The following is a 14,026-nucleotide window of genomic DNA, read 5'->3' as shown; positions in this document are numbered from 1 at the left end:
CCCGCTGGCATGCCGCACCACCCCTCGTGAACCAAGCCGCATTAGCCCCTTCGCAGGCTTAAGCTTGGTTTCAATCCCTACAAGGTGCGATTAGAAGTGAGTCCTTTGACTCTGCACGCGTTAGGATGCAGATTTCAATCCCTACAAGGTGCGATTAGAAGCATCAAGAGGTTCCGCAAAAGCAGGAACCTCTCCAATTTCAATCCCTACAAGGTGCGATTAGAAGGTTAGCAAGCTCTTCTGCCTGGTGTGGTTTGATCCATTTCAATCCCTACAAGGTGCGATTAGAAGTAGGTAAAGCACAAGGAGCGATGTTCAACATGATCCTATTTCAATCCCTACAAGGTGCGATTAGAAGTTTTTGACCTTATAGAGAAAGACACAAATGATAACAATTTCAATCCCTACAAGGTGCGATTAGAAGAGAGCCTGGAAGGACACGCCCGGTATGAATATTCAATTTCAATCCCTACAAGGTGCGATTAGAAGACAGATGCTGTATACCAACCTGCAGGATATGCAGATTTCAATCCCTACAAGGTGCGATTAGAAGGCGGAACCGAAAGACAAATACCAGGCGCATACGATGATTTCAATCCCTACAAGGTGCGATTAGAAGTTTGTTCCGGTTACGCCTTTGGTATACTCCTCAAAGATTTCAATCCCTACAAGGTGCGATTAGAAGACAACTCATAACTTGCTCGGCCAAAGTCATTAAAATTTCAATCCCTACAAGGTGCGATTAGAAGTTAAATGGGACAGTGGCTTTGATGATATGCAACCTCCATTTCAATCCCTACAAGGTGCGATTAGAAGATTTGTTTCTGTGATCAAATATGTTTTCATAACTCATTTCAATCCCTACAAGGTGCGATTAGAAGATCATCTCCATCGGTTCCCATCCAAGTATTGAGGCTAATTTCAATCCCTACAAGGTGCGATTAGAAGGATACAAAGCAGATTCCCTCAAACACCCATATTACATTTCAATCCCTACAAGGTGCGATTAGAAGCTCTTTTCCGCCCGGAATCTTATCTTCTTCGATAAGATTTCAATCCCTACAAGGTGCGATTAGAAGGCCTGTTGTTGGCAGGGTAACCTTCTGCCTTATATCATTTCAATCCCTACAAGGTGCGATTAGAAGAATGGTACCGAATGGACAGCTTAACTGCTAATCCTGATTTCAATCCCTACAAGGTGCGATTAGAAGAAAGCGAATCCTATCAGCCCCCAAAATGAGGACATGCAATTTCAATCCCTACAAGGTGCGATTAGAAGTGAGTCCAGTGAGGGATTCGAACCCCCGAATAACATTTCAATCCCTACAAGGTGCGATTAGAAGATACAAATGAAATAGCTGAAATCAGGGGGCAATTAGATTTCAATCCCTACAAGGTGCGATTAGAAGAACGAGCGTGGCAGGCGTCCTCTAGGTGTATTTCATTTCAATCCCTACAAGGTGCGATTAGAAGCTCTGCAAATATGACGCTTGAGCAATCCGTTGCAAATTTCAATCCCTACAAGGTGCGATTAGAAGTCACCTACAACATGTTGATACGATCCTGCATAAACAATTTCAATCCCTACAAGGTGCGATTAGAAGTTGCCAGCAGGGGCCCTTGCTCTTGCATATGGATATTTCAATCCCTACAAGGTGCGATTAGAAGTTGCATACAAAGCATCACCTGGGTATCGATCAGGAATTTCAATCCCTACAAGGTGCGATTAGAAGGCGAAATCTGCCGGGGCTATTTCCCTGACGTCAATTTCGATTTCAATCCCTACAAGGTGCGATTAGAAGGGCATCCAGAATATGGTGTACCTGGCCCTGTTTGGATTTCAATCCCTACAAGGTGCGATTAGAAGGCAGATAACTTTTGGCAGAGCGTGGTTTATGGCAAATTTCAATCCCTACAAGGTGCGATTAGAAGTCCGGCACGGGCAACCGCGTAATGACCTCCCCTGAATTTCAATCCCTACAAGGTGCGATTAGAAGAGCGCTGTAGTTTCGGAGCACACGCTCTTCATACATTTCAATCCCTACAAGGTGCGATTAGAAGTGCTACTGGGTATATATCGGTGTGGTTGAAATCATATTTCAATCCCTACAAGGTGCGATTAGAAGGAGTTGAGGGGATAACACCGACCAAAGAGATACTATTTCAATCCCTACAAGGTGCGATTAGAAGTAAAATAAAACTTGGTGCCGACAAAGTTGTCAACGCATTTCAATCCCTACAAGGTGCGATTAGAAGTCCGGATAGAAGTGTGAGAGAAGAACAGTATATCATTTCAATCCCTACAAGGTGCGATTAGAAGCTTACCTATGCACAGCAGTTTGCCAATATACTCAATTTCAATCCCTACAAGGTGCGATTAGAAGTAATAAAGGGGGGTCACAACAGCCTACAAACCAGCTAATTTCAATCCCTACAAGGTGCGATTAGAAGCTACAGTCCGAAACAGGGCTTTACGCTAGCTTCGTATTTCAATCCCTACAAGGTGCGATTAGAAGAAATTACAGGATCCTCTATAAAGGCAATAAATTTTGAATTTCAATCCCTACAAGGTGCGATTAGAAGATCGACAATACCGTTGAGTATGCCGGGAATATCCTTATTTCAATCCCTACAAGGTGCGATTAGAAGTAAGGTAGATGTGCATATCCCTGTATTCTCCGTTATTTCAATCCCTACAAGGTGCGATTAGAAGCATGAGAAAATATATTTTGCTCACTGGGCTGAATTGATTTCAATCCCTACAAGGTGCGATTAGAAGTCATGAAATCGAAAAAGATCTTAATCATCATCCTGCATTTCAATCCCTACAAGGTGCGATTAGAAGATTGCCGTTTTTATCCTTTACACTATCATTTTTGAAGATTTCAATCCCTACAAGGTGCGATTAGAAGTGAAAAGCCTGAGATGGTAGTTCGGCAATCTCCGGATTTCAATCCCTACAAGGTGCGATTAGAAGCCCTTCTATTATCGGTACACAACCAGGTACCAAGAATTTCAATCCCTACAAGGTGCGATTAGAAGTTCAGATAATCAGCTAAAAGCGATGCATAACGACATTTCAATCCCTACAAGGTGCGATTAGAAGTGTTTGAGGTCTTTTTGAAATTTTTCAGTAATCCATTTCAATCCCTACAAGGTGCGATTAGAAGGGGCTCTGGCTGGGGAGTCAACCCGCGACCCAAACTAATTTCAATCCCTACAAGGTGCGATTAGAAGTTTGTGTCTGAAATTCCCTACCGTTGAGATAGCAGGATTTCAATCCCTACAAGGTGCGATTAGAAGTTTTTGAAGCTCTTTTGTCCACCCCAGGTACCGGCATTTCAATCCCTACAAGGTGCGATTAGAAGTTTGAAGCTTTTGCTGATGCAATTGATAACAGGTATATTTCAATCCCTACAAGGTGCGATTAGAAGGGGAAAAAGAAAATGATTTCCAACATTAAAATACTATTTCAATCCCTACAAGGTGCGATTAGAAGCCGTCATGGCCAAACGTAAAAATGGCGGCCAGTTTTTAATTTAACAACATTTCAAAGAACGTTATTTTCATTATTTATCGTCTGCTCCTGATAATAGAATTTTATCAGGGGGCAGACGACTAGTGTATGTCGCTGTATAACAGGCAATTAGCCTTTTATTAAGTATCAATAATCACTTTCGTCATATAATCAGCTTTAAGGTAGACGACCGAAAACTAAGAATGGCACCTGGGAAACAGATAAACCCTCCCGGGAAAATAAACTTGCACATTTTGACTTACTACCGCTTCTTTAGAGAACTACTTCACAAACAAATAGTGAAAATTTTAATTGACTATTCGATACAATTTATATAATATGAAATTAATTTAATCACATTTCATGAGATTCAAAATAATTTCCTCCATATCGGACAAAAACAGGTTCCTACCTGTTAACTATCAGTACCATATCAGTAGCTGGATCTATAGACGTATTGGAGAGGCTGACCAACAGCTTGCTGAATTTCTACACAGCCAAGGCTATGGAGAGGGCAACCGTAGGTTTAAGTTCTTTAATTTTGGCCATATAAACCTAAAACCGTACCGACCTCATTGGGATCGCGGTGTTTTCGAGTTGTTAGGTCAAGAGGTTGGCATCACAGTGAGCTTCTTCCTTCCCGAAATAGCAGAGTCCTTCGTCAGAGGGTTATTTATGAACAACGAGGTGTTTATCGGTGACCGTATCAATGGCGTAAGACTAAGGGTAAAGGAAATGCAGGTTCTACCGCTGCCAGAGTTTAAAGAAACCATGTCTTATCGTCTTATTTCTTCCTGCTGTGTCACTCGTCCTCCTCAAGAGGGAGAGACTTACGGACAGTATCTTGGACCGGAAGATAAGGAGTTTATCCCCAGACTGGTTGACAACCTGAAAACAAAATTTGAAGCAGCAAGAAACGTCCCCTCCTATGCAGGAGATTTCAGCGACAATACAAATATCGATATACAGATTTTGAGTAAGGAGCCGAAGTCTAAGTTAGTTAAAGTTAAGGAACTTACGAAAGCAGCAACAGACATACGCGGTTGGGTCTTCGACTGTAAGATCACGGCACCCGTTGAGGTGCATGAGTTTATATGGAGTGTTGGATTAGGGGAGAAAGGGAGTATGGGGTTTGGAATGGTGGAATTGAAGAAATTGTGATTAAACCTCCAAGGTTTTGAAAACCTTGGAGGTTTTAGAAACTCAGCTAATCAGCGTAGGTCCAAATTCTCCTTGAGTACAATTAAAGTTAAATGAACAACTGTGACAAAAATAATTTTTGATGACGCGAGCCCAGTTAAATAGATTAAAGCATACTATCGCCAACGTCATTTTGGTGGAGAAGCTAGTGGACGATGATCTTTCAATCGACCAAATCGAAGTCATATTAGAAGATAAGGAAAATGCCATATTAAGGATCAATGAAAAATTTCACTATCCTATATAAGAAAAAAAGCACCTGTAACTCTGATGATTAAAGAAATAACAAACTTTGTTGAACAGCTTCCTCTGGAATATTTTTCAAAGAATCTGGAGTTAAAAGAAGGATTGTACATGTTTCTTGATATTCAGGAAGGTTCAGATAAAAAGCCTGCGCTAAAGAATCTGGATTCTAATGGACATCTCGAAGTGAATGATTATAGAATCTACGATAAGAATTCTGAAGACAGTCCATTTTTTGCAACTTGCCTTGAAATTCAAACGAACAGTACTCCAGTTGCTCCACAAAAGATATTTAACCCCAACAAAAAGATTTACAATGCCTCTTGCTCCCCTTTTGCTGTAGCATTTACAAAAAAGAATTACGAAAAATACCGTGACAAAAAAGCACTGTTACAAAAAGAACTCTCTGACCAATACTTTAAAGCCGCAGAAAAATATGTGCCAGAACAAGATCATCTTAAGAACTCCTTCCGGCTCTTTAGAAATTATCTGATCGAAAACCTTTTTGATCTGCTAGACTCTTTAGAAGCCTACAGGAATGCAAAGGAAAGTCTGACAGTGAACATCTACATGAAGAATATTGCAGTTGAGCATTTTATAGAGTCGCATAGCCGATACCTTGGTGCAAGTGTCTTCAACAAAGACATCTATAACCAGGAAGCGGATGGAATTCTTATGGGAGTTTCCGATAGTCTAAGCGGCTTTAACGATAAAAAGCTATTTCTGCAACACAAGTCGGCTCTATCAGGTATTAGCTACCGGGTATCTCAGAGAGAAGCACAGTTACTGTGGAAATTTTTCAGATTACAGTCAAACAAGCAGATTCCTAATCCAATGCCCTTATTTGTTGACAATGAGGAGGCTAACAAAGAAATGATATCTTTTCATGAATCTGGCCAGGCAAAGGGATATACCGAAATTGTTCAGCGTCTGCTTAAAAAATTTGATAGAAACGACCTTCAGAATTTTTACCTTATCTTTTTTGATGTCAGAAGCAAAAAAAGCAAAATTATTGATCTGGATTTTGTTCCAGTCTTTCGATATCATATCGATGGATTAGGGCAATTGATAGAATTATTTAGTCTGAAAGAGCCTTTACCGAATTCTATATCAAATGTCTTTGACTTACAATTAAAGATTATCAATAAGATTTTTAATGGTCATCTGGTCTCGGAAAAGAAAGGGGGAGGGTTGTGGTTGAAGTATTTTGATGATATTGAACCAAGCCCAAAATATGGACTGACTGATGCGATCTTTCATATTCATCAACAATACAGAAAAGCTTTCTATGATTACATTTTCAAATCGAAACGCGAAGCTGTTTCATGTGCAATGTTCGATGATATGATGCTGAAATCTATACTGGATGATATACGTCATGATGAAGAGTTTAACAAACATTACAGAATACGAGAGAAACTTAACATCTGGTTTAATCTTTATAATTTCTTTAACCAAAATCAAAATCGTGAAGATATGCCCAACAAAACCCTTGAAACTAAGAATAAATTGAAATCAGTCATGGATGATGAAAATCAACACATTCAGACTGATAGCGAGTTTGCTTTTGCATCAGGTCAGGTGATCTGGAAGATTCTTGGGCAAAGTAAATCTGCTAATCGCTCCCACGCTTTACTGGAACCTTTTCTACAAAAGGTAAATCCAGAGGAGTTTAAACTGGCCATTGCCCGCAATTTCGACACCTATAAGCATGAGTTTAAATTCTACCCAAAAAAGTACGGCTTCGATAAGTTAATGTCAGAGGTAATGGGATATGAACCTGAAAATAGCAATATGAAGAACCATTTGCCGATGATATTGGCAGGGTATTTTGCCGACTCTCTCTTCAAAAAGGAATCCGAAACTGTCACCCAATAAAAAAATCAGATTATGAGTTTTAAAAACCGAATATTTGGATCAGTAATAGTGCGAGCCATTAACTCTAACTACAATGCAGATTTTAGCCATCAGCCAAGGACACTCCCTGACGGAACAGTATACGCTACTGATAAGGCGTTTAAATATGCAGTTAAGAATTATCTAAAAGATGTGTATCCAGCAGAAAAGGTATTCTATTTTAAGAGGTTTAGGCCAAACGTAGATGATTTTGTTCCATTTAGTCTAATGGAGGCATTTTGTTCTTTCTTTCCTGAATTGGCTGAGATCGAAAAAGCAGGGACAAAAGACGAAAAGATTAAATTAAAAGCTACAAAGAAGCAGGTTGGAAAATCTTTATTGGACTGTATTGACATTCGATTGTTTGGTGCAACATTCGCAATGAAAGGAAAATCGAAAGAGGAAAATCTTTCGATTTCTCTTCACGGCCCCGTTCAAATAAATCATGGCATAAATGTTTGGCATGAAAGCAATATATATTCAGAACAAATCATGTCTCCGTTCAGAAATCCCAGTGATGAGAAAGATGAGTCGGAAAAAGCGGCAACTAGTCTCGGTAGGCAATCGAAGCTTCAGGAGGGACATTATGTGCATCACTTTTCAATAAACCCTAAAAACCTCAGCCAAGTTGTAGGCTTGGCAGGTGATGGCGCCAAAGATATTTCGGCAGAAGATATAAGCAAATTGCAGGAAGCCATGAGAAGAGGAGTTACCTACTATGACTCTGCATCTAAAGCAGGTTCTGAAAATGAGGCATTATTCTGGGTGCAGTTGAAAGAAGGTTCTAATCTGGTGCTTCCAAATTTCACTCAATTGATTAAAATGGAAAAAGAAAAAGTGGATGGTAAAGTTGTTCTGGATTGTCGGCTGCTAAAAGAAACGCTTGTCAGGCATGAAACTGAAATCGAAAAGGTACAGATATTTTTTAATGAAATGGCTGTCCAGCTTAAAAACCAACCAGATGTGGCGGAAGAATTAAGCATTTAGTTAATGAAACCCCACTCTGGCAGTCAAAACCTCGAATTCTAAGCTGAATATGGACAAATTAGTATCTTTTAACCTGTACGGTGATTTCGGCATGCTAAAAAAGCCGGATACAAATGAGCCTGTTTACCTGACATATAATATGCTTCACAAGCCAGCATTGCTTGGGATTCTGGGAGCTATTCTTGGCTTGAGAGGATTTCAAAAGCAAAAGGAACTGCCCGAATATTATTCGCTTCTCAATGAATTGAAAGTAGGGATTAAGCCGCTTCAGCATGAGAATGGAAATTTTTCCAAAACTATTATCAAGTACAATAACAGTACGGGTATGGCAAGTGAGGAGCAAGGTGGTAATTTGATGATTGCAGAACAGACACTGGTAAAGCCAGCTTATCAGTGTTTTATATGCTTATCTTCTGATAATCGGCTACATATTCGATTGCTGGATATGATCTTGTCTTACTCAGCCGAATATATCCCTTACTTGGGTAAAAATGATTGTTCTGTCTGGTGGGAAAATGCTGAGGAGCATTCTTTTCAGGTTTTTGAGCCAATAGAAGACTTCAAAATTGATAGTATTTTCATAAAGGATAAACCTGTAAAAGAAGGAAAAACAGAGGAAGTGTACTTTTCCCTTTTACGGGTAAATCTTGAGGAAAGCCCATTTATGTATTTTGAAAATCTTCCTATTGGATATATTGGTGCTCCGTTATTCCAATATGAGTTTAGGAGTTTTGCCTTCACAAATGCCACACTGAAAAGTGAATACCCCCTTCCAGAAAATTTTTCGGTCTTAAAATTAGATAGTGGAAGCATCATTCAGGTCTTTTGAAGAAATTGTCAGTGAGCGACTAGCTCTTTTTGATATTCTCGAAGGTGATTATTGGGCGCACATTGACGGATGTGATCATAGTGTGGAATCCCTGAAGGAGCACTGTACGTTGGTGTCTGACTACTTTTTGAAAGTAGTAAAAGCTCATGAACTAGAGAGCATAATTACAAATCAAATTACCAAACTTACTGACCTGCTTTCGCTCGATGATCCTAAAGAGGTCAGACTTCAACTAGTAGAGGTATTTATCAGTACTGTCATTTATCATGATCTCGGAAAAGTAAATTCAAATTTTCAACGTGAAAAGATGAATAATCCGGCATTTAGCAGAAAGACACTGAGTTTCGGCTCCCAGCATTCATCTTTAGGAGCTTTTTTGTTTTGTTCCCTTTATATTGAAAAGTTACTAAAGGCAAAACTTTCAGAGAAAGATGTTAATATTCTATTATACATTATTTTGTGCTTTGCAAATCCCATTTATAAACATCATTCCTCCTATCTAGACATAAAAAAAGAACTAGCATCTTTACCCGTTTCCGAATTTGCGGACTTCTTATCCGCCTATAACATTTGCATAGACAAGAGTGTAATATCAAATGTATTTAGGGATGATGCACTAAAAGAATTAAGGAAACTATTTAACCAAAATGCAAGTCAAAAAGCTCATTTTATCCTTTACTCTCTATTGAAGCTCAATTTTTCGTTACTAACGGCCAGTGATTATTATGCGACTGGTGAATTTATGAGTGGACCAACGGTCACTGACTTTGGGTTATTGAACGAAAAGCTAAGGTTTGAAATCGACAATAACTTTAGAACAGCGCTTAGCTATAACAGGGACTTGTTTAATAAGTTTAATGAATACAAAAGCCTGTCCTTTAATGGTTTGCAGGAACGTACTGGAGAAAACCTCAATTTCTTACGCCAAAAGTTAAATGCCGAGGTGATTAGCGAGATAAGGAAGTCGCCGTCCAGCCATTGGTACTACATAGAAGCTCCAACTGGGGCAGGAAAAACAAATCTTTCTTTGGCTTGTATTAACGAATTACTGGCTGTTGATAAGGGGCTAAATAAAGTCTTTTATGTTTTTCCATTTACAACATTAATAACACAAACGTTTAGTGGGGTGAAGGAAGCCATCAAAGTAACAAATGCCGATGTAGTACAGCTACACTCCAGAGCCGGCTTCCATCGAAAAGAAGAAAGAGAGGATGGTACTTATGGAGATGAAAAATTAAATTTCATTGACAACCTTTTTACCAATTATCCCATAACTATAACGTCTCATGTTAAGTTTTTCGAAATAGTAAAAGGGAATTCAAAGGAATCCAATTACCTCTTTCACAGGCTTTGCAATTCAATAGTAGTATTAGATGAAATCCAATCTTATAACCCTCAACATTGGGACAAACTAGTGTATTTTCTTGAACAGATCGCACCACCGTTCAATATGAGGTTCATTATCATGTCAGCGACTCTGCCCAAAATAGACTTGCTAAGCAAAAGCCTGAATGGAAAGGTCACGTCACTGACTCCAAATCGCAATCGGTATTTTTCGAACCCAAATTTTGCACAACGGGCTAGATTTAATTTTTCCTTGCTTAATGATAAGGCACCGTCCAAAAGTGAAAAAGAATCCTATCTTGAGAGTCTTGCTACGACTATTCATGAGAAATCCGAACAATATGAAAATATCAGTGGGCGCGGATCAGGCGTACTCATCGAGTTTATAACCAAGAACAGTGCATCTCTTTTTAACAAAGTGGTTAAGCGCAGTTCCTGTTTTATGGACTACACGATCTATCTTCTTTCCGGAGACATTTTGGAGCCAAGAAGGAGAAATATCATCTCACAAATTAGAAACAGGACTGACAATAAAGTTCTATTAATTTCCACACAAGTAGTAGAAGCAGGTGTCAATATCGATATGGATTTGGGGTTTAAAAATCATGCGATTATTGATAGCGATGAACAATTTGCAGGTCGTATAAATCGAAATGCCACTAAACAGCATAATGAGATATATCTCTTCAGGTGTGATAGTGCAAAAACCATTTATGGCAAAGATGAAAGGTATAAACAGCAACAGACAAAAGCAGATATATTTGATAACATAGAAGAGATACTGGAAAATAAATCCTTTCATAGCTTATACGAGAAGGTTTTTGCAGAAAAGCTTAAGATAGATCCTAATGATGCTGATAAACTTGAATCGTACGTCAGAAATTTTGAAGAACTTGAGCTTCAGGAAATCTCCAGACAATTCAGGTTGATCGAGGACAATGAAACTCAGCAAATATTTATCCCCTTAGATATACCCCTTGAATATTTTGATGATCCTGGTTATCTCAAGGAAATAGAAGTAATTTCTGATAATATGGTACGTGGAGAGCTTGTCTTTGAGTTTTATAAAGCTATTTTGAAGAGGGAGATTGATTATATTCCAAAAAGCATTGAAATTAAAAAGCTTGGAGGTATACTTTCCGACTTTACGATTAATGCATATCCAACTGTTATAAAAAAATTAGCTGGATATTTCGATGAAGGCGAGAACGGTCAATATGGTTTCAAGTACCTGCTTCATTGCAAAGAATGTTACACACTTGAGGATGGTTTTGATTTTAGTAGTGAGAGTCAAGATATCTTCCTATAACCGGCTTAAACATGCCCCAATCCACCACCCCCTTACTCCCCCAAACAACCTACCACATCTACACCCATGCCAACGGGAGTGAAAACCTGTTCAGGGAAGATGAGAACTACTACCACTTTCTGAGAAAGTATTCAGAATATATCCATCCTGTTGCAGAGACATTCGCGTATTGCCTGATGCCGAATCATATTCATTTGATGGTAAGGATGAGGAATGTAGAGGAGTTGCTGAAATTTTTTCGATTGAAGAAACCAAACCTCCAAGGTTTTGAAAACCTTGGAGGTTTAATTAGCCAGCAGTTCAGTAATTTTTTAAATGGCTATACAAAGGCCTATAATAAACGATACGATCGTAAAGGCAGCCTCTTTATGTCGAATTTTAATCGAAAACCCATAGAAAAAGCCTCATATTTTACTGCCCTGATTGCCTATATACATAACAACCCCGTCCACCATGGCTTTGTAAAGGATGCCGGAGAGTGGCCGCACAGTTCGTACCACAGCTATCTTCTTGATAAAAGGACCAAAATAGCCAGGGAAGAAGGACTGGAATGGTTTGGGGGGAGAGAGGAATTTATAAAAGTACATCAGGAGCTTAAAAAGAAAGATGTTATGCTTGAATTGTAAATAAGACCTCCAAGGTTTTCAAAACCTTGGAGGTCTCTCTACTACGAAGAATATGAACATCACCGCCACGCACATCAACTACTATCACATCTGCCACCGCAAGCTATGGCTTTTCAGCAACGGCATTCAGATGGAGCATACATCAGCCGTAGTAGATGAGGCCAACCTGATCCACGAAACCAGCTACCCGCAACGGGCGGCTAAATTTACTGAGCTGGAATTGGGAGGAGCCAAAATAGACTTTTACGATGAAAAGAACCGGGTAGTTCATGAGATCAAGAAAAGCAACAAAGTGGAGAAAGCTCATGAGTGGCAGGTAAAATATTATCTGTTATTGCTTTTACGGGCGGGAGTGGAGGGCGCTACCGGTATTCTGGAATACCCAAAGTTGAAAAAAATAACGCGTGTGGAGCTTCTGGAAGATGATATTCCTACACTGGAGCAGGATGAAAAGCAGATAGAAATGATCGTCAGAAATCAGGAAGTGCCTGAAAAGATCAATAAAAGCTTTTGTAAAAAGTGCAGCTATTTTGATTTATGCTGGGTGGAGTGAAAAAGACCTTCTATTATAAAAAGACCTCCAAGGTTTTGAAAACCTGGAGGTCTCACATTGAATTAATATGAAAAAAACCTACTATCTCTTCAACCCCGGTCGACTGAGCAGGCGCGACAACACCCTGAAGTTCACCCCTGTGGATGAGGCGGGGCAGGAGCTTATGCCCAAGTACATACCCGTTGAATCCGTCTCCGACCTGTATATTTTCGGTAGCCTGGATGCCAACTCCAGTTTGTATAATTTCCTGGGCAAGCAACAGATCAATGTACATTTCTTTGACTATTACGAGCACTATACAGGCAGCTTTTATGCAAAAGAATATCTGTTGGCCGGCAAATTACAGGTGAGCCAAACCCAACATTATCTTTCACAAAAGAAGAGGCTTACTATTGCAAAATCCTTTGTACGAGGAGCTGCCGCCAACATGCTAAGAAACCTTAAATATTACCAAACACGAGGTAAGGAACTAACGGCATGTATCGATACGATTGATCAATGGTGTGATGATATAAATGGTAGCAATGCCATTGACGAACTCATGGGGATTGAAGGTAATATCCGGCAGTGCTATTACGTGGGATTTGATGAGATCCTCAAAGAACTAAAAATGGAAGGCCGGAGCAAACAACCACCTAAAAACGAAGTCAACAGCTTGATCAGCTTTGGCAATATGCTCTGTTACACTGTTTGTCTTGATCAGATCTATCATACGCAACTCAACCCAACAATTAGTTTCCTTCATGAGCCTGGAGCAAGAAGGTATAGTTTGGCTTTAGACTTGGCAGAAATATTTAAACCCATGCTTGTCGACAGAACTATTTTTTCTTTATTGAATAAACAGCAACTTAAAGCTTCAGACTTCCATGAAGGCACCGGCCGGATCACTTTGAAAGAAAAAGGGAAAAAGACTTTTTTACGAGCCTGGGAGGAAAAGCTAAACCAGACAATTAAGCATCGAAGCCTGGGAAGGCACGTTAGCTACAAGCATCTCATTAAGCTGGAGTGTTACAAACTGTGCAATCATCTTATTAAAACCCAGGAGTATAAACCCTTTAAAGCGTGGTGGTAGTATGTATATAATTTTAATGTACGATGTCAATGAAAAGCGTGTCGGCAAAATGCTAAAATTGTGCCGTAGGTATTTGCATTGGATACAAAACTCTGTCTTCGAGGGCGAATTAACTGAAGTAAAGTTGAAAAGACTGAAAAGTGAAGCCAAAAGTATTATGGAAGACAACGATAGCCTGATCATATTTAAAAGTAAAGATGAACGATGGCTGACCAAAGAAATAGTAGGAGACGAAAGGAACAAGATTGACAATTTTCTTTGAAAAATAGGATATGAGTGTGATATACACCCTCTCAAAATGACTTGGATAGGGGTTTTTGAAGGCAGTTTACAAAAAACCCTCCCAATAATCCGCATTTGCATACCTAAATTAACGTGAGTTCGATGTAAAATGCTTAAAAAAGGGCAGTCATCCTGACGTGAGGAAGGATCTTCCTAAGTTGTTGGTAG

Annotated in this window: 10 protein-coding genes and 1 CRISPR repeat array; all 10 genes read left to right on the top strand. The window is 39.4% G+C overall.

Translation table 11 applies throughout. The annotated features are described in order from the left end of the window. Positions 1-67 precede the first annotated feature (67 nt). Positions 68-3,499: a CRISPR direct-repeat array (repeat unit 30 nt; unit sequence ATTTCAATCCCTACAAGGTGCGATTAGAAG). Positions 3,500-3,880: 381 nt separating this feature from the next. The 10 genes from cas6 (at position 3,881) to cas2 (ending at position 13,838) form a co-directional block, all read left to right on the top strand. Beyond that, positions 3,881-4,678 (top strand): CRISPR-associated endoribonuclease Cas6, encoded by a 798-nt coding sequence (gene cas6, locus C900_RS04460; RefSeq protein ID WP_009578433.1) that lies wholly within the window; start codon positions 3,881-3,883, stop codon positions 4,676-4,678. Between the two features lie 121 nt (positions 4,679-4,799). Continuing rightward, on the top strand, positions 4,800-4,964 hold the full coding sequence (locus tag C900_RS29715) for a hypothetical protein (RefSeq protein WP_009578432.1): 165 nt from the start codon (positions 4,800-4,802) through the stop codon (positions 4,962-4,964). A 23-nt stretch (positions 4,965-4,987) separates the two neighbouring features. Continuing rightward, entirely contained in the window at positions 4,988-6,838 is a 1,851-nt protein-coding gene (locus C900_RS04455) for a hypothetical protein (RefSeq protein WP_009578431.1), read from the top strand. 12 nt (positions 6,839-6,850) lie between these two features. After that, the gene (locus C900_RS04450) at positions 6,851-7,843 is read left to right on the top strand and encodes a type I CRISPR-associated protein Cas7 (RefSeq protein ID WP_009578430.1); all 993 of its coding nucleotides are present in this window, start codon (positions 6,851-6,853) and stop codon (positions 7,841-7,843) included. Positions 7,844-7,892: 49 nt separating this feature from the next. Next, entirely contained in the window at positions 7,893-8,672 is a 780-nt protein-coding gene (gene cas5b / locus C900_RS04445; protein ID WP_009578429.1) for a type I-B CRISPR-associated protein Cas5b, read from the top strand. Next, complete coding sequence (locus C900_RS04440; RefSeq protein ID WP_009578428.1) at positions 8,647-11,325, top strand: CRISPR-associated helicase/endonuclease Cas3; 2,679 nt, start codon at positions 8,647-8,649, stop codon at positions 11,323-11,325. Before cas5b ends, C900_RS04440 begins: the two co-directional genes overlap by 26 nt. Before the next feature lie 11 nt (positions 11,326-11,336). Beyond that, positions 11,337-11,951: a transposase gene (locus tag C900_RS04435; protein WP_009578427.1), complete on the top strand. Its 615-nt coding sequence runs from the start codon at positions 11,337-11,339 to the stop codon at positions 11,949-11,951. A 52-nt stretch (positions 11,952-12,003) separates the two neighbouring features. After that, a complete protein-coding gene (gene cas4 / locus C900_RS04430; RefSeq protein WP_009578426.1) occupies positions 12,004-12,504 on the top strand; it encodes a CRISPR-associated protein Cas4 in 501 nt (166 codons plus the stop codon). A gap of 67 nt (positions 12,505-12,571) precedes the next feature. Beyond that, complete coding sequence (cas1b, locus tag C900_RS04425; RefSeq protein ID WP_009578425.1) at positions 12,572-13,576, top strand: type I-B CRISPR-associated endonuclease Cas1b; 1,005 nt, start codon at positions 12,572-12,574, stop codon at positions 13,574-13,576. 1 nt (position 13,577) lies between these two features. Next, positions 13,578-13,838, top strand: a complete 261-nt coding sequence (gene cas2, locus C900_RS04420) for a CRISPR-associated endonuclease Cas2 (protein ID WP_040495658.1) — start codon at positions 13,578-13,580, stop codon at positions 13,836-13,838. Positions 13,839-14,026 lie beyond the last annotated feature (188 nt).

The organism is Fulvivirga imtechensis AK7 (assembly GCF_000331535.1).
Lineage (GTDB): Bacteria > Bacteroidota > Bacteroidia > Cytophagales > Cyclobacteriaceae > Fulvivirga > Fulvivirga imtechensis.
This window is presented reverse-complemented; position numbering and strand designations above follow the sequence as displayed.

Excerpts from the sequence above, each read along its gene's own strand:
- cas6 (WP_009578433.1), top strand. The coding sequence starts at position 3,881 with ATGAGATTCAAAATAATTTCCTCCATATCGGACAAAAACAGGTTCCTA.
- C900_RS29715 (WP_009578432.1), top strand. The coding sequence starts at position 4,800 with ATGACGCGAGCCCAGTTAAATAGATTAAAGCATACTATCGCCAACGTC.
- C900_RS04455 (WP_009578431.1), top strand. The coding sequence starts at position 4,988 with ATGATTAAAGAAATAACAAACTTTGTTGAACAGCTTCCTCTGGAATAT.
- C900_RS04450 (WP_009578430.1), top strand. The coding sequence starts at position 6,851 with ATGAGTTTTAAAAACCGAATATTTGGATCAGTAATAGTGCGAGCCATT.
- cas5b (WP_009578429.1), top strand. The coding sequence starts at position 7,893 with ATGGACAAATTAGTATCTTTTAACCTGTACGGTGATTTCGGCATGCTA.
- C900_RS04435 (WP_009578427.1), top strand. The coding sequence starts at position 11,337 with ATGCCCCAATCCACCACCCCCTTACTCCCCCAAACAACCTACCACATC.
- cas4 (WP_009578426.1), top strand. The coding sequence starts at position 12,004 with ATGAACATCACCGCCACGCACATCAACTACTATCACATCTGCCACCGC.
- cas1b (WP_009578425.1), top strand. The coding sequence starts at position 12,572 with ATGAAAAAAACCTACTATCTCTTCAACCCCGGTCGACTGAGCAGGCGC.
- cas2 (WP_040495658.1), top strand. The coding sequence starts at position 13,578 with ATGTATATAATTTTAATGTACGATGTCAATGAAAAGCGTGTCGGCAAA.